The sequence below is a fragment of the Micrococcus porci genome (genome assembly GCF_020097155.1).
In the GTDB taxonomy this organism is placed as follows: domain Bacteria; phylum Actinomycetota; class Actinomycetes; order Actinomycetales; family Micrococcaceae; genus Micrococcus; species Micrococcus porci.
In genome coordinates this window covers 2250588-2266588 of the sequence record NZ_CP083691.1, presented here as the reverse complement: position 1 = coordinate 2266588, position 16001 = coordinate 2250588, and the positions used below count along the sequence as shown (strand labels likewise).

The following is a 16001-nucleotide window of genomic DNA, read 5'->3' as shown; positions in this document are numbered from 1 at the left end:
GGACAATCCCAGGAGCGGTCAGTACACATGATGCGACACCCCGTCCAGGCGCACGGCATCACCCGCTGGGTGGACAGCCAGCCGCGCCCGTCCCAGCCCACCCCTGAGCTCAAGGAGCGCAGCATGCCCATCCTCCGTCATGAGATCGGCGACGTCCTCCGCGACGTCCGCCAGCGCCAGGGCCGCACCCTGCGCGAGGTCTCCCATGACGCCCGTGTGTCCCTCGGCTACCTGTCCGAGGTCGAGCGCGGCCAGAAGGAGGCGTCGTCCGAGCTGCTGGCCTCCATCTGCGACGCCCTGCAGATCCCGCTGTCCTTCCTGCTGCGCGAGGTCTCCGACCGCCTCGCCGAGCAGGAGGGCGTGGTGGTCCCGGACACCGTCCCCGCCGACATGGCCGAGGACGGCGCCGCCGACGTCGCACCCCTCGCGGTCCGCTGAGCGCCGCCCGCGCCCCGCACGCCGCGGCTCCCCGGGGGGCCGCGGCGTGCGCATGACCGAGTTCCAGCGCCTCATGGAGGACGAGTTCGGCCCCGCCCGGGCCGGACTGGTGGCCGACTCCCTCCACCTGCCCGGCTTCGACGCGACGGCGTCCGAGGCGCTCGCCGCGGGCGCCGATCCCAAGGACGTCTGGCGGGCCGTCTGCGACCTGCACGAGATCCCCGCCGAGCGCCGACTCGGGAGGGACGTGCCGCCCACGCGGTGAGGAGGAGGATTCGAACTCCGTTCATCGAACAGGTGTTCGAGTGATGGGGTAGAGTCCTGCACAGCAGCGTGGCCGGGAGCGGCCGTGCACAGTCCTCCCACTCCGGCCTTATCGTGTCCGCACCCGCGCCTACTGTCGACGACATCAGGCAGGGCGGTCCGCACGGCCCGTCACGAGCATCGATCACGTCAGGAGCAGTCCATGAGCAAGGCGTCAGCCACCGAGAAGGTCGCCACGGAGCGCGAGAAGGCGCTCGAGGCCGCCCTCGCCCAGATCGACAAGCAGTTCGGCAAGGGCTCCGTGATGCGCCTCGGTGAGCGCAGCCAGGCGCCCGTCGAGGTCATCCCCACCGGCTCCGTGGCCATGGACGTGGCCCTCGGCATCGGCGGCCTGCCCCGCGGCCGCGTCGTGGAGATCTACGGCCCGGAGTCCTCGGGCAAGACCACGCTCGCCCTCCACGCGGTGGCCAACGCCCAGCGCAACGGCGGCATCGCCGCGTTCATCGACGCGGAGCACGCCCTGGACCCGGTCTACGCCCGCAAGCTCGGCGTGGACACCGACGCCCTCCTGGTCAGCCAGCCGGACACCGGCGAGCAGGCGCTCGAGATCATGGACATGCTGGTCTCCTCCGGCACCCTGGACATCGTGGTCATCGACTCCGTGGCGGCCCTGACGCCCCGCGCCGAGATCGAGGGCGAGATGGGCGACTCCCATGTGGGCCTCCAGGCCCGACTGATGTCCCAGGCCCTCCGCAAGGTGACGGGTCGCCTGCACCAGACCAACACCACCGCCATCTTCATCAACCAGCTGCGCGAGAAGATCGGCGTGTTCTTCGGCTCGCCGGAGACCACCACGGGTGGCAAGGCGCTGAAGTTCTACGCGTCCGTGCGCATCGACGTGCGCCGCATCGAGACCCTGAAGGAGGCCGGCAGCCCCGTCGGCAACCGCACCCGCGTGAAGATCGTGAAGAACAAGATGGCCCCGCCCTTCAAGCAGGCCGAGTTCGACATCCTCTACGGGGAGGGCATCTCCAAGGAGGGCAGCCTGATCGACATGGGCGTCGAGGAGGGCATCGTGAAGAAGTCCGGCGCCTGGTTCACCTATGACGGTGACCAGCTCGGCCAGGGCAAGGAGAACGCACGGCGCTTCCTCAAGGACAACCCCGACCTCGCGGACGAGATCGAGCACCGCATCTTCACCAAGCTGGGCATCGGCGCCGATCCGCAGGCCGAGGACGACGCGGAGGGGGAGACCCCGGCGCTGCAGGCCGTCGCGGGTGACGTCGCCGCCGGATGACCTCCGGCGTGCACGGTCGAGGGCGGGGCGGTTCCGCGGGTCGGGCTTCTGACCGGCAGAGCCGCCCCGCCTTCGACGATCCCCGGGATTCCGAGGCCGGTCTGGCCTGGCTCGAGTTCGCCGGCGTCGAGGCGTCGGCGCCCGGCGCCGATCCGGCACTCGCCTCGCGATCGCGGACAGAGTCGGATCCGGAGACGGAGACTCCGGCACCGGGGGCGACGGCACGCTCGCGGCCGCGTCGTCGACGTCACCAGGCGCCTGAGGCCGACCCGTCCGCGCCGGTCGACCTCGGCGCGCTGCTGACGCGCGCCAGCGACCTCCCCACCCCGCCCCGTCGCCCCCGCGACGCGGGAGAAGGGGGTGGGGCGGGGCCCACCCCGTTGCCGTGGACGTCCGAGGAGTCCGAGGCGCCCTCCCACTCGCGCCGCCGGCGGGATGCCTCCGCGACAGGCCGGACCACCGGTCGGGGGCGTGCGGGCCGGCGGGGGCGTGGCGACGTCGGTGCCCGAGCCGGTGCCGGGGAGCCGTCGTCCTCGGCGACGGCCGGGCCGGCCGAGCCGGCCACGCCCGTGATCGGAGGAGGCGGCAGGGACGAGCCCGCCCCCGGAGGCCCGCGACGGCAGTCGCGACGTCCCGGACCCGCCCCGTTGCCCGAGGACCCGCGCGAGCGGGAGGAGGCCGCTCGCCAGGTCGTCCTGCGGCAGCTGGCCATGGGCCCGCGGTCCCGCCGCCAACTCGAGCGCAAGCTCGCCGACCGGGAGGCGGAGCCGGAGCTGGTGGAGCGGGTCCTCGACCGGTTCGAGGAGGTCAGCCTCGTCGACGACGCCGCGTTCGCCGAGGTGTGGGTCCGCAGCCGCGCGCGCGGCAAGCGCCTGTCCCGCCGGGCCATCTCCCGCGAGCTCCACGACAAGGGCGTGGACAGGGACGTCGCCGAGGAGGCCCTCGCGGCCATCGAGCCGGAGGACGAGCGGCAGGCGGCGCTCGAGCTGGTCCGCTCCAAGATGCGCGGACGGCCCGCCCCCGCCGCGGACGGGCCCGAGGGCCGGGCCGAGCGGGACAAGGTGACCCGCCGCCTCGTCGGCATGCTCGGCCGCAAGGGCTACGGGCCAGGGCTCGCCTTCGGCGTCGTCAAGGAGGTCCTCGCCGAGCTCGACGAGGCCTAGGGTCGGCGCTCCTAGAATGGTGCGGTGACTCTGACGGACCCCACCACGCACCTCCCCGCCCTCGGCACCGCCCCCGACGCCCACGCCGGCCTCACCTATGAAGTCCGGACCTTCGGGTGCCAGATGAACGTGCACGACTCCGAGCGGATCTCCGGCCTCCTCGAGTCCACGGGCTACACCCCCGCCGAGGACGGCACGCAGCCGGACCTGGTGGTGTTCAACACCTGCGCCGTCCGCGAGAACGCGGACAACCGGCTCTACGGGAACCTCGGCAACCTGCGCCCGGTCAAGGACGCGCACCCGGGCATGCAGATCGCGGTCGGCGGCTGCCTGGCCCAGAAGGACCAGGCGACCATCCAGGAGAAGGCGCCGTGGGTGGACGTCGTCTTCGGCACGCACAACATCGGCTCCCTGCCGGCCCTGCTGGAGCGCTCCCGGCACAACGCGGAGGCCGAGATGGAGATCCTCGAGTCCCTCGAGGTCTTCCCCTCCACCCTGCCCACCAAGCGCGAGTCCACCCACTCCGGCTGGGTGTCCATCTCCGTGGGCTGCAACAACACGTGCACCTTCTGCATCGTCCCGTCGCTGCGCGGCAAGGAGAAGGACCGCCGCCCCGGGGAGATCCTCGCCGAGGTGCAGGCGCTCGTCGACGCCGGCGCCGTCGAGGTCACGCTGCTGGGCCAGAACGTGAACACCTACGGCGTCGAGTTCGGCGACCGCGGCGCGTTCGCCAAGCTGCTGCGCGCGTGCGGGGAGATCGATGGCCTCGAACGCGTCCGCTTCACCAGCCCCCACCCGGCCGCGTTCACGGACGACGTCATCGACGCGATGGCCGAGACCCCCAACGTCATGCCGCAGCTGCACATGCCCCTGCAGTCGGGCTCAGACAAGGTGCTCAAGGACATGCGCCGCTCCTACCGGTCCGCGAAGTTCCTGCGGATCCTGGAGAAGGTGCGCGAGCGCATCCCGCACGCCGCCATCACCACGGACATCATCGTCGGCTTCCCCGGGGAGACCGAGGAGGACTTCGCCGAGACGATGCGCGTGGTCGAGGCCTCCCGCTTCTCCTCCGCGTTCACCTTCCAGTACTCCATCCGCCCGGGGACCCCGGCCGGGGAGATGGACCACCAGGTGCCCAAGGCCGTCGTCCAGGAGCGCTTCGAGCGCCTCGTGGCCCTGCAGGACCGGATCTCGGCCGAGGAGATGGCCACGCTCGTCGGCACCCGCCAGGAGCTGCTCGTCACCGCCGACTCCGGCTCCAAGGCCACCGAGCGCGGCCGCCTGTCCGGGCGCGCACCCGACAACCGGCTCGTGCACTTCTCCGTGCCCGCCGGCGCCGAGACCCCCCGCCCCGGTGACTTCGTCACCGTGACGGTCACCGAGGCCCACCCGTTCTTCGCCGTCGCCGACCCCACCGCACAGGACTACGTCCTGCGCCGCTCCCGGGCCGGTGACGCGTGGGACCGCGCCCAGGCCGAGTCGTGCGGCGCGCCCGCCCCCGGCGCGGCGGGCGGCTCCGGGGCCACGAGCCTCGGCATGCCGACCCTGCGCCCGCGGTTTTGATGTCCGCCGCCGCGGCCCGGCCGCCCGTCGTCGCCGTCGTCGGGGCGACGGCGACGGGCAAGTCCGCCCTCGCCGTCGCCCTGGCGCACGCGCTGGACGGCGAGGTGGTCAACGGGGACGCCCTGCAGTTCTACCGGGGGATGGACGTGGGCACGGCGAAGGTCACCCAGGCCGAGCGCGAGGGCGTCCCGCACCATCTGCTGGACGTGCTCGACGTCGGCCAGGAGGCCTCGGTGGCGGCCTTCCAGTCCGCGGCCCGCGACCTGTTCGACCAGATCCGCGCGCGGGGTCGGACCCCGATCCTCGTGGGCGGCTCCGGGCTGTACGTGCGGGCGGCGCTGGACGTGCTCGAGTTCCCGCCCACGGACCCGGCGCTGCGGGCCGAGCTGGAGGCGCGCGCGCAGCGGGAGGGCCTGACCGGGCTGAGGGCCGAGCTGGCCGCCCTGGACCCGGCCTCGGCGGAGCGGCTGCGGGACGCCCGCCGCATCGTGCGCGCGCTGGAGGTGTGCCGGCTGACGGGCCGCCCGTTCTCCGCGTTCATGCCGGAGCGCACATACGCCCCGGAGGTCGCCCCCGTGGTGCAGCTCGGCCTGCGCCTGGACCGGGCCGAGCTGCACCAGCGGATCGCGGCCCGGGTGGAGCGCATGCTGGCCGGGGGGCTGCTGGACGAGGTCCGCCGCCTCGACGTCCCCGGGCCGGACGGGCTGCGGCAGGGGCCGACCGCGTCCCGCGCGATCGGCTACGCCCAGATGCTCGCCGTCCTCGACGGCGAGCTCACCGCGGCGGAGGCGGCCGAGCAGACCGTCGTGGCCACGCGCCGGTTCGCCCGACGCCAGGAGACCTGGTTCCGGGCCGACCCACGCGTCGTCTGGCTCGACGCGCAGGGCGAGGACGTCGTGGCGGCGGCGCTCGCCGTCGTCGCCGGGGACGCCACCTAGACTGGGCCCATGACCGAGCAGCCCGCGGCGCCCGCCGCCCAGGACCCCCTCCACGCGAGCGCGCCGCGCGTGCCGTTCACGAAGGGCCATGGCACGGGCAACGACTTCGTGCTGATCGCCGACCCGGACGGCAACACGCAGCTCGACGCCCAGCACGTCGCGCGGCTGGCCGACCGGCACCGGGGGATCGGCGCCGACGGCGTCATCCGCGCCGTGCGGTCCGCGCGCCTGCCGGAGGGTGAGGCGCTGCTCGCCGAGCACCCCGAGGCTGAGTGGTTCATGGACTACCGCAACGGCGACGGCTCGATCGCCGAGATGTGCGGCAACGGGGTGCGCGTCTTCGTGCACTTCCTGGTCGAGAAGGGTCTCGTGGACCTGGCCCCCGGCCAAGCGATCACCATCGGCACGCGCGCCGGCGTGAAGGCCGTGACCCGGCTCGAGCACGGCTACGCGATCGACATGGGCCCCTGGTCCTACCTCGACCCCGAGCTGGCGGAGGAGGCGGCGTCGGACTCGATGGTCCTCGCCCACGGCCTCCCCGATCCGCGGCCGGCGCTGAGCGTGTCGCTGGGCAACCCCCACACCGTGGTCCCGCTGGCCTCCTTCGCCGACCTGCAGGGCCTGGACCTGGGCCGCGCTCCCGAGGTGGACCCCGCTCCGCCGCACGGCACGAACGTCGAGTTCGTGGCCGCGCACGAGCCGCTCGTGCGCGAGGGCGTGGGCCGCGTGCGGATGCGCGTGCACGAGCGCGGGGTGGGTGAGACCCAGTCCTGCGGGACGGGCGCGTGCGCGGTGGCCGTGGCGATGCGCGCATGGGCGGGCGACCAGGGCACCGACTCGTGGCTCATCGAGGTGCCCGGCGGTGTGCTGGCCGTCGACGTCGTGCCGGGCCCGGAGGGGGCCGAGCACGTGGTCCTCTCGGGCCCGGCCGAGCTGGTCTTCGACGGCGAGCTCACCGTCTGAGCGTCAGCTCAGCTCGCCGAGCACCTCGTTGAGGGCCTCGGTGGCGGAGGGGTGCGTCCAGATCCCGTCGCGCAGCGCCGACGCCGTCACGTCCGCGCGCATGGCCAGGGCCACGAGGTTCACGAGCTCCTGCGCCTCCACGCAGTGCAGGCGGGCGCCGAGCACGAGGTCGGTGGCGGCGTCCACGACCACCTCGATGACGCCGTGCGCGTCCTCCTCGATCTTCGGGCGCGGCATGGCGGCGATCTTCGCCACGGGCTTGGAGGCGACCTTCACCTCGTGGCCGGCCTCGCGGGCCTGCTCCGCGGTCATGCCGACCGAGCCGAGCGGCGGCGTCGTGAAGACCGTGGTGGGCACGGCCACACGGTCGGCGCGCGAGTACGCGCCGTCCCCGGCGAGCTGGCCGGTGACGATCCGGTGGTCGTCGAGGGAGATGTAGGTCTGCTGCGGCCCGCCGTTGACGTCGCCCACGGCCCACACGTCCGGCGCCGAGGTGCGCAGGTGCTCGTCGACGGCGATGAAGCCCTTCTCGTCCAGCTCGATGCCGGCGGCCGCCGGGTCCAGGGCCTCGGCGGTCGACGCGCGGCCCGTGGCCAGCACCACGATGTCCGCGGCGATCGGCTCGCCCTCCTCGAGGTCCACGCGCAGGCCGCCGTCGGCCTCGGCGAAGCCCGTGGCGGAGGCCCCGGTGGCCAGGCGCACGCCGCGGTCCTGCAGGGCCTCGACCAGGGAGTCGCGGACCGCGTCGGACTCGTCGGGCAGGATCTGCTCGCCCCGCACCAGGACGGTCACCTCGGCGCCGAAGCCGGCCAGCATGGAGGCCAGCTCCAGGCCCACGGGGCCGGAGCCGACGACGACGGCGCGGCGCGGCGCGCGGGTGCGGTCCATCTGCAGCTGCAGGGTCTCGGAGTCGTGCACGCCGGGCAGGTCCACGCCGGGCATCTCGGGGCGCAGGGGGGTGGTGCCGGTGTTGACGACCACGTGCCGGGCGCGGATGGTCAGGCGCTCGCCGTCGTCGTCGCCGTCCGCGGCCTCGGCGGGGCGGACCTCGACGGTGCGCTCGCCGGTGAAGCGGGCCTCGCCCTGGACGAGGGTGACGGCGTCCAGGTCCTCGAGCATGGCGCGGTTCGCGTCGCGCAGCTTCGAGGTGAGGGCGTCGCGGAAGTCCCAGGCGGAGGCGACGGCGGCGTCCGGGTCGTCCCCGGGGCGGACGGCGTCGGCGCGGTGGACGAGGGCCTTGGTGGGCACGCACGCCACGTTGATGCAGGTGCCGCCGACCATGCCGGCGTCGCGCTCCACGAGGGTGACCTTGCGGCCCTGGGAGCCGAGCGTCTTGGCCAGGGTCTTGCCGCCCTTGCCCCAGCCGATCACCAGGATGTCGGTCTCGAGCTCGGCGGTGCCGGCGGTGGTTACGGTGTCCTTCACGGTGTCCAGGCTGCTCATGCCCTCGACACTATCCAGGACGGTCCGTTCAGGAGGACGATTCGGCCGCCCGCGAGATCCGCAGGATCCGGAAGCCCTTGACCGTGGCCGCCCGCGTCGCCGTGAACTCCCCGGGCGCCCGCTCCTGGAGCATCCCGGAGATCCACGGCAGCAGCGAGTCCGCCCCGAGGTTCTTCTGCACCACGAGCCAGGCCTCGCCGCCGGGGGCCAGGCGCGGCAGCCACTGCGCGAGCAGGTCGTGCAGGGCGGCCTTGCCGATGCGGATCGGCGGGTTGGACCAGATCAGGTCGAACCGGGCGTCGTCCGGGACCTGCTCGGGGGTGAGGAAGCGCGCGTTCTGCGCCCCGACGGCGGCCGCGTTGTCGCGCGCCAGGGCCAGGGAGCGCTCGTTCACCTCGACGCCGGTCACCTCGGCCTCGGGGGAGGTCAGGGCCAGGGTGAGGGCGAGCGGGCCCCAGCCGGCGCCGACGTCGAGGAACGCGCCGCGCGCCGGGGGCGCGGGGACGGCGGAGAGCAGGGCCGCGGTGCCCTTGTCGATCCCGTCCGGGGAGAACACGCCGTTGGCGGTCTGCAGGGTGACGCGCCGCCCGGCGATCTCGACGTCGACGCGGCGGCGCCGCTCAGGGGTGCCGGGGTCGGGGGAGAAGTAGTGCGCAGGCGAGGTCACGGCGTCCATCGTAGTCAGGCGGCGCCGGCGGCCCGCAGGTCCGCCAGGATCGCCCGCACGGCGTCCCGGCCGGCCCGGTTGGCGCCCACGGTGGACTGGGACGGCCCGTAGCCGATGAGGAACAGGCGCGGCTCGTCGAGGGCGCGGCCGTGCGCCGCCCGGATGCCGCCGTCGGGCGTGCGCAGGCGCAGCGGGGCGAGGTGGCGGACGGCGGGGCGGAAGCCGGTGGCCCAGAGGATGACGTCGGCGCGCTCGAGGGAGCCGTCGGGCATGCGCACCCCGTCCGGCTCGATCCGCTCGAACATGGGGTGGCGCTCGAGCACTCCGCGGGCCTGCGCCTCGCGCACCCAGTCGGAGCGGAACATGCCGGTCGCGCTCACCACGGAGCGCGGGGCCAGGCCGAGGCGGGTGCGCTCGTCGACGCCCTCCACCGACTCGGCGAGGTGGCCCGGGTCCGGGTCGTCGATCCAGCGGGGCTCGCGCCTGGTCACCCAGAGCGTGTCCGCCACGCGCGAGACCTCGGCCAGGTGCTGGGTCGCGGAGACGCCCATGCCCACGACCACCACGCGCCGCCCGGCGAACTCCTGCGGGCCGCGGTAGTCGTGGGTGTGCAGCTGCCGGCCGCGGAACTCCCGCCGGCCCGGCACCGCCGGCCAGTGCGGCGAGGTCCACGTCCCGGTGGCGTTGACCAGGAACCCGCACGTCCACGTGCCCGTGTCGGTGTGCACCCGGAACCCCTCGGCGGCCCCGGGCTCGCCGATCCGTTCCACCCTCGACACGCGCACGGGGCGGTGCACGCGCAGGTCGAAGCGCTCCTCGTACTCGGCGAAGTAGGCGGGCAGCACCGCGTTGGCCTGCGCGTCCGGGTCCGCCGGCGGCACCGGGTGGCCGGGCAGCTCGTGGATGTGGTTGACCGAGCCCATCGTGAGGGTGTCCCAGCGGTGCAGCCACGCCCCGCCGGGACGGTCCTCGGCGTCGAGGACGGCGAACGTGCCCGGCGACCCCCCGGGGGCCGGTCCCGGGGCCTCGCCGGGGCCGACGGGCAGGAAGCCGCGGCGGCGCAGGTGGTGGGCGGCGGAGAGCCCGGCCTGGCCGGCGCCGACCACGAGGACGGTGACGTGCCGGTCCGGGTGCGGGGTCATGCGGCCCAGCGTAGGCGGGGCCCGCGCGTGTTCGCCCACGGGGGAGGGGTGTCGCCGGCGACGGTCGGCCGCTAGGATGGTCCGCATGTTCCTGCTGTTCGCCTGATCGCCGCCGCCCGTCGAGCCCCCGCTCCGGCCGCCGTCGATCGCTCCGCATCCCGCTCCGGTCCGCGCCCCCGTGCGCCCGGATCCCGCCGACGCGAACAGGACACCCCCATGGACTTCATCGTCCGCCCCTGCACACCCGAGGACGAGCCGTCGTGGCTGCGCTGCCGGGTCCTCGCCTTCCTCGACACCCAGAACCACGACGACGTCCACGCCGCCCACCCCGTCCCCGACCCCGACGTGGCCGACCCCGCGGACTCGCTCCAGTGGGTCGCCGTGGTGCGTGACGGGCCTGACGCCGGCACGGTCGCCGGGATCCTCGACGCATCCGTGGGCGCCGCGGACGGCGACGACGCCGGGCTGGCCACGATCGACACCCTGGCCGTCCATCCGGACCACCGACGTCGGGGCCTGGCCGGCCGCCTGTTCGAGGCCGTCCTGGAGCGGCTGCCCGAGCGGGTCGGGCACGTGGACGTGTGGACGCGCGAGGACGAGGCGGCGAACGCCTGGTACCGCGCGCACGGCTTCGCCCGGGACCACGTGTACCTCCAGGTCCACCTGGAGAGCTGGGTGGACGGCGACGACGTCGCGGCCCTGATCCGGACCCCGCCCGCCCTCTCGGCCCCCGTCAAGGGGCTCTTCCACGCCTCCCTCGAGGACGAGGCGTGGATTCGCGAACGCTTCCACCGGGTGGTCCGCGTGAGCCGGTACGTCCGCCCCGTGGGGATGACCGGCTAGCGCGTCCGCCCCACCCACTACCCTGAACTGACATCGGGACGCCCGAGCGAGGCGCCCCAGAGGAGACCATGACTGAAGAGAAGAACCCCACTCCCGCCGGCGGCTCCGAGGACGAGATCCAGGCCGTGATCGACCGCATCCTGGCCGCCGACGACGCTCGCCGCGCCACCGAGCGCGAGGCGGCCGGGCGCGGCTCCGCGGACAGCGCCGCCGCGGACCACGAGGGCGCCCCGGACCGCTCCGGCGCGCTCGCGGGCCGCGCACTCGCCCTCGCCGAGGGCGGCGACGGCCACACCGCGGCGGACGGCGACCAGGACGAGCTCGCCGCGCGCCACTCCCTCAAGCGCGTGCAGGGCCTGTCCACCGAGCTCGAGGACATGACCGAGGTCGAGTACCGCCAGCTGCGCCTGGAGCGCGTGGTGCTGGCCGGCGTGTGGACGGAGGGCACCGCGGAGGATGCGGAGAACTCCCTGCGCGAGCTCGCCGCGCTCGCGGAGACCGCCGGCTCGGAGGTCCTGGACGGCGTCATCCAGCGCCGCGCGACACCGGACCCGGCCACGTTCCTCGGCAAGGGCAAGGCCCGCGAGCTGGCCGACGTCGTCGCGCTCACCGGCGCGGACACCGTGATCGTGGACTCGGAGCTGGCCCCGTCCCAGCGCCGCGCCCTCGAGGACGTGGTGCGCGTGAAGGTCATCGACCGCACCGCCCTGATCCTCGACATCTTCGCCCAGCACGCCACGTCCCGCGAGGGGCGGGCCCAGGTGGAGCTCGCCCAGCTCGAGTACCTGCTGCCGCGCCTGCGCGGCTGGGGCGAGTCCATGTCCCGCCAGGCGGGCGGCCGGGCCGCCGGCGGCGAGGGCATCGGCTCGCGCGGCCCCGGCGAGACGAAGATCGAGCTGGACCGGCGACGCATCCGCACCCGCATGGCCAAGCTGAAGAAGGACATCGCCGGCATGAAGCCGGCGCGCGAGGCCAAGCGGGCCAACCGGCGGCGCAACCGGGTGCCCTCGGTGGCGATCGCGGGTTACACGAACGCGGGCAAGTCCTCGCTGCTGAACCGCCTCACCCACGCGGGCGTGCTGGTGCAGAACGCGCTGTTCGCCACCCTGGACCCGACGGTCCGCAAGGCGGTCACGCCGGACGGCATCGGCTACACGCTCTCCGACACCGTGGGCTTCGTGCGCAACCTGCCCACGCAGCTCGTGGAGGCGTTCCGTTCGACCCTGGAGGAGGTCGCGGACGCGGACGTGATCCTGCACGTCGTGGACGCCTCCCATCCGGACCCGGAGGGCCAGATCGCCGCGGTGCGCTCCGTGCTGCGGGAGGTGGACGCCCAGTCCGTCCCGGAGATCATCGTGCTGAACAAGGCGGACGCCGCCGAGCCGGACGTGATCGCCCGCATCCGCGCCAAGGAGCCGCACACCGTGGTGGTCTCCGCCCGCACCGGCGAGGGCATCCCGGAGCTGGAGTCCGCCATCTCCGCGACCATCCCGCGCCCGGACGTGCGCCTCGAGCTGCTCGTGCCCTTCACGGACGGGCAGGTGGTCTCCCGCCTGCACTCGGTGGACGCGGAGATCCTCTCCGAGACGTACGAGGAGACCGGCACCCGGCTCACGGTTCTCGTCCGCCGGGACATCGCCGCAGACCTGGAGGGCTACCGGGTGGACGCCGCCGCAGGCGATGACGCCCAGGAGGCCGCCTCGGCATGACGGATTCGACGACGGGACCCGCCGGCGCCGTGCCGACCACGGACCGCGAGGAGGAGGCCCTGCGCCTGCTCGACGTGGTGGTCGAGGCCACCGGCGGCCAGCAGCGCGCCGGCCAGCGGGAGATGGTGCTCCAGGTGGCGCGCGCCCTGGAGTCGCGACGGCACCTGCTGGTGCAGGCCGGCACGGGCACGGGCAAGTCGCTGGCCTACCTGATCCCGGCGCTGCAGCACGCCATGGACCAGGAGGACCCCGTCGTCGTCGCCACGGCCACGCTCGCCCTGCAGGCCCAGATCATGAAGCGGGACGCCCCGCGGCTGGTCCAGGCGCTCGCGGGGGAGCTGCCGCGGGAGCCCGTCGTCGCCCTCGTCAAGGGCCGCTCGAACTACCTGTGCCGGCACAAGGTGGACGGCGGCTACCCCGGGGACGAGGGGGAGGAGACCCTCTTCGAGGTCGCCGACGACGGCGGCCTCATCGGCTCCGGCGAGGACGGCGAGCCCTCGTCCCCGCTCGGCAAGGAGGTGATGTACCTCCGGGCGTGGGCGGACGTCACCGAGACCGGTGACCGCGACGACCTGGAGGTCCCCGTCACGGACCGGGCCTGGCGGCAGGTCTCCGTGAACGCCGTGGACTGCCTGGGGGCGACCCGCTGCCCGCTGGCGGAGGAGTGCTTCTCCGAACGCGCCCGCGCGGACGCCGCCGACGCCGACGTGGTGGTCACCAACCACGCGATGCTCGCCATCAGCGCGTTCGAGGGCCTGGCGGTGCTGCCGGCGTACTCGGCGGTGATCGTCGACGAGGCCCACGAGCTGCAGGACCGCGTCACCGGTGCGGTGACGGGGCAGCTGTCCGGGTCGATCGTGCACGGGGCGGCGACGTCCCTGCGGCGGCACACCTCCGTCGCCGTCGAGGACCTGGCGCAGGCCGCCGCGGGGCTGGACCGCGCGTTCACGGACACCCCCTCCGGTCTGATCCAGGGCGGCCCGGACGACGTCCAGGAGCAGGCGCTCACGGCGGTCCTCTCGGCCGCGCGCCAGTGCTTCTCCGACCTCGGGAAGGACAAGGAGGGGGAGGCGGACGCCGGCCGGCAGATGGCCCGGTCCCGGCTGCTGGAGGTGGTCGAGGTGGCCGAGCGGATGCTGGCGGCCCACCCCGAGGCGGACTTCCCGGAGGTCCTGTGGGCCACCCGCCCCGGCCGGTTCGAGCCGGGCTCCGGCTGGCAGCCCGGGGACGAGGCCGACCCGCCGCAGCTGTACGTCGCCCCGATCTCGGTGGCCGGCAGGCTGCGGGAGGGCCTGTTCGGCAAGGCGACCACGGTGCTCACCTCCGCCACCCTCACCGTGGGGCAGGGGGAGCGGCGCTTCGACTCCGTGGCCGGGGACGTCGGCCTGGCGGGACCGGACGCCCCGCGGTTCACGGCGCTCGACGTCGGCAGCCCGTTCGACTATCCGAGGCAGGGCGTGCTCTATGTGGCGCGGCACCTGCCGAAGCCGGGCCGCACCGCCTCGCCGGAGTCCCTCGACGAGCTCGAGGCGCTGCTGCGGGCGTCCAACGGCGGCGCGCTGGGGCTCTTCTCCTCGCGCCGGGCCGCGGAGGACGCCGCCGAGCACATGCGCCGGCGCCTGGGCAGGGGCCACACGGTCCTCTGCCAGGGCGACGCCACGCTCTCGGCGCTGGTGCGGCAGTTCGCGGACGAGCCGGACACGTCCCTGTTCGGCACCATGAGCCTGTGGCAGGGCGTGGACGTGCCCGGGCCCTCGCTGCGCCTCGTGGTGATCGACCGGATCCCGTTCCCGCGTCCGGACGACCCGCTGTCCCAGGCGCGGACCCGGGACGTCGCCCGGCACGGCGGCAACGGGTTCATGCGGGTCTCCGCCACCCACGCGGCGGTGCGCATGGCGCAGGGCGCCGGGCGCCTGGTGCGCTCCGTGGAGGACCGAGGCGTCGTGGCCGTGCTCGACTCGCGCCTGGCCACCGAGCGGTACGGCGGCTACATCACCAGCGCCCTGCCGGACTTCTGGCGCACCACCGACCGCGCGGTGGTGCGCGGCGTGCTGGAGCGGTTGGCCCGCGAGGCGCACTGACGCGGAGGGGCCCGCCCTCGACGGGTCCGGCGTCTCTCAGAGCGCGCGGAGGACGGTGACCACGCGGCCCATCAGGGTCGCGTGGTCGCCGAGGATCGGCTCGTAGGCCGTGTTCTGCGGCAGCAGCCAGGTGTGCCCGTCGCGTCGTCGCAGCGTCTTCACGGTGGCCTCGTCGTCGAGCAGCGCGGCCACGATGTCCCCGTTCTCCGCGGTCTCCTGGCGCCGGACGACCACCCAGTCGCCGTCGCAGATGGCGGCGTCCACCATGGAGTCGCCGACGACGCGCAGCATGAACAGGTCGCCCTCGCCGGTGAGCCGGCGCGGGACGGCCATGACGTCCTCGACCTGCTGATCGGCCAGGATCGGCCCGCCGGCCGCGATCCGCCCGACCCAGGGGACCTCCACCGTGGCATCCTCGGACGCACCCGTGTGCCAGGACGGGATCTCCGGTGCCCCCGGGGCGGCGTCTGCGACCGCGGCGGCGCCGTCCTCGTCCCGCAGCACCTCGAGGGCCCGCGGGCGTCCCGGATCGCGCCGGAGGTAGCCGAACCGCTCGAGCTGCCCGAGCTGGTGGGTGACGGAGGAGAGGGACGCGAGGCCCGCGGCGTCGCCGATCTCCCGCATGGACGGCGGATACCCGCGCTCGGCGATGGCCTGGCGGATCGTGCGCACGATCCGACGCTGCCGGTCGGTCAGGGGCTGGGCGCCGCCGGGGGGCGGCGTCGGCGAGGTGGCCATGCCGGGGGTCCGTTCTCTCGGGGAAGGAGCCTTAACGTGTCCGCGCCGCGTGATGACGTTGGGATGTCGGCCGGAACGGCGCGTCCGCTCTGGCCTCGACCCTAGTCGAGTGCGCCCCCGCATTCAAAGATGTGTTCGAGGTCTCCTGGGCGTGTCTCGAACGGATGTGCTAGAAATGGGTTCGAACCGAATCGAACAGATGTTCGACTCACCCGCTCCGGCGGGAGGAAGGCAGAAGACCATGACCGCCGTCACCGCTGTGCTCTCCCGGACCCACCAGCTCACCTCCGTCCGCGCGCGGCCGACCCGCGCCGTCGCGGCCTCCACCCGTGCCGCCGCGCGGACGTCCGGCGTGCGACTGACCCGCCGCGGGCGCCTGCTCTTCCGCGGGCTGCCCGTCATCCTCTCCGTGGCCGCCGCCACCGTTGCCGCCGCGTTCTTCGCGGGTGTCCTCTTCTCCCCGCCCGCCGTGTCGGCGGACACCCCGGCCGAGGAGCTCCAGACCGTCACGGTGATGCCCGGGGACAGCCTCTGGACCATCGCGCGGGACGTCGCCCCGGAGGCGGACCGCCGGGACACCATGCGCCGCATCGACGAGCTGAACGGCCTCGAGGGCCGGGACCCGGAGCTCGGCCAGGAGCTCTACGTGCCCCCGACGCGCTGAGGCCCGCCACACCGAGATTCCGCCGTCCTGGCGCGCCGCGTCGGACCTCCGACGCATGGGGCCGCAGGCGGGTCCGGCTTCCTAGGAT

General features: G+C 74.4%; 15 protein-coding genes. 11 read left to right on the top strand and 4 right to left on the bottom strand.

The window, feature by feature from the left end:
• Positions 1 to 27 precede the first annotated feature (27 nt).
• From KW076_RS10695 to dapF, 7 genes are all read left to right on the top strand, one after another.
• Entirely contained in the window at positions 28 to 438 is a 411-nt protein-coding gene (locus KW076_RS10695) for a helix-turn-helix domain-containing protein (RefSeq protein WP_286670221.1), read from the top strand.
• A gap of 46 nt (positions 439 to 484) precedes the next feature.
• Entirely contained in the window at positions 485 to 703 is a 219-nt protein-coding gene (locus KW076_RS10690; protein ID WP_224355317.1) for a DUF3046 domain-containing protein, read from the top strand.
• Between the two features lie 201 nt (positions 704 to 904).
• The gene (gene recA / locus KW076_RS10685; RefSeq protein WP_224355316.1) at positions 905 to 1999 is read left to right on the top strand and encodes a recombinase RecA; all 1095 of its coding nucleotides are present in this window, start codon (positions 905 to 907) and stop codon (positions 1997 to 1999) included.
• A 647-nt stretch (positions 2000 to 2646) separates the two neighbouring features.
• Positions 2647 to 3162: a regulatory protein RecX gene (locus KW076_RS10680; RefSeq protein WP_224355315.1), complete on the top strand. Its 516-nt coding sequence runs from the start codon at positions 2647 to 2649 to the stop codon at positions 3160 to 3162.
• A 24-nt stretch (positions 3163 to 3186) separates the two neighbouring features.
• Entirely contained in the window at positions 3187 to 4725 is a 1539-nt protein-coding gene (gene miaB / locus KW076_RS10675) for a tRNA (N6-isopentenyl adenosine(37)-C2)-methylthiotransferase MiaB (protein ID WP_224355314.1), read from the top strand.
• Complete coding sequence (miaA, locus tag KW076_RS10670) at positions 4725 to 5663, top strand: tRNA (adenosine(37)-N6)-dimethylallyltransferase MiaA (RefSeq protein WP_224355313.1); 939 nt, start codon at positions 4725 to 4727, stop codon at positions 5661 to 5663. Before miaB ends, miaA begins: the two co-directional genes overlap by 1 nt.
• Before the next feature lie 9 nt (positions 5664 to 5672).
• Positions 5673 to 6626 (top strand): diaminopimelate epimerase, encoded by a 954-nt coding sequence (gene dapF, locus KW076_RS10665; RefSeq protein ID WP_224355312.1) that lies wholly within the window; start codon positions 5673 to 5675, stop codon positions 6624 to 6626.
• A 3-nt stretch (positions 6627 to 6629) separates the two neighbouring features.
• Here the strand turns inward: dapF and KW076_RS10660 are convergent, their stop codons facing one another.
• From KW076_RS10660 to KW076_RS10650, 3 genes are read right to left on the bottom strand one after another with little or no spacing between them, the layout of a single operon-like run.
• Entirely contained in the window at positions 6630 to 8069 is a 1440-nt protein-coding gene (locus tag KW076_RS10660; RefSeq protein WP_224355311.1) for a dihydrolipoyl dehydrogenase family protein, read from the bottom strand.
• Between the two features lie 28 nt (positions 8070 to 8097).
• A complete protein-coding gene (locus KW076_RS10655; RefSeq protein ID WP_224355310.1) occupies positions 8098 to 8745 on the bottom strand; it encodes a class I SAM-dependent methyltransferase in 648 nt (215 codons plus the stop codon).
• 5 nt (positions 8746 to 8750) lie between these two features.
• A complete protein-coding gene (locus KW076_RS10650; RefSeq protein WP_224355309.1) occupies positions 8751 to 9878 on the bottom strand; it encodes an NAD(P)-binding domain-containing protein in 1128 nt (375 codons plus the stop codon).
• Positions 9879 to 10094: 216 nt separating this feature from the next.
• Between KW076_RS10650 and KW076_RS10645 the strand changes: the two genes are divergently transcribed.
• The 3 genes from KW076_RS10645 to KW076_RS10635 all read left to right on the top strand — a co-directional run bounded on the left by KW076_RS10645 (position 10095) and on the right by KW076_RS10635 (position 14511).
• A complete protein-coding gene (locus KW076_RS10645; RefSeq protein WP_224355308.1) occupies positions 10095 to 10721 on the top strand; it encodes a GNAT family N-acetyltransferase in 627 nt (208 codons plus the stop codon).
• A 68-nt stretch (positions 10722 to 10789) separates the two neighbouring features.
• Positions 10790 to 12430 (top strand): GTPase HflX, encoded by a 1641-nt coding sequence (gene hflX, locus KW076_RS10640; RefSeq protein WP_224355307.1) that lies wholly within the window; start codon positions 10790 to 10792, stop codon positions 12428 to 12430.
• Positions 12427 to 14511 (top strand): ATP-dependent DNA helicase, encoded by a 2085-nt coding sequence (locus KW076_RS10635; protein ID WP_224355306.1) that lies wholly within the window; start codon positions 12427 to 12429, stop codon positions 14509 to 14511. The genes hflX and KW076_RS10635 overlap by 4 nt, the downstream gene beginning before the upstream one ends.
• A 36-nt stretch (positions 14512 to 14547) precedes the next feature.
• Here KW076_RS10635 and lexA read toward each other — a convergent pair whose 3' ends face one another.
• Positions 14548 to 15249 carry a transcriptional repressor LexA gene (gene lexA, locus KW076_RS10630; RefSeq protein WP_224355305.1) on the bottom strand — a complete coding sequence of 234 codons (702 nt, stop codon included), beginning with the start codon at positions 15247 to 15249 and terminating at the stop codon, positions 14548 to 14550.
• Between the two features lie 241 nt (positions 15250 to 15490).
• Here lexA and KW076_RS10625 point away from each other — a divergent pair, with 241 nt between their 5' ends.
• A complete protein-coding gene (locus KW076_RS10625) occupies positions 15491 to 15913 on the top strand; it encodes a LysM peptidoglycan-binding domain-containing protein (RefSeq protein ID WP_224355304.1) in 423 nt (140 codons plus the stop codon).
• The last annotated feature ends 88 nt before the right edge of the window (positions 15914 to 16001 follow it).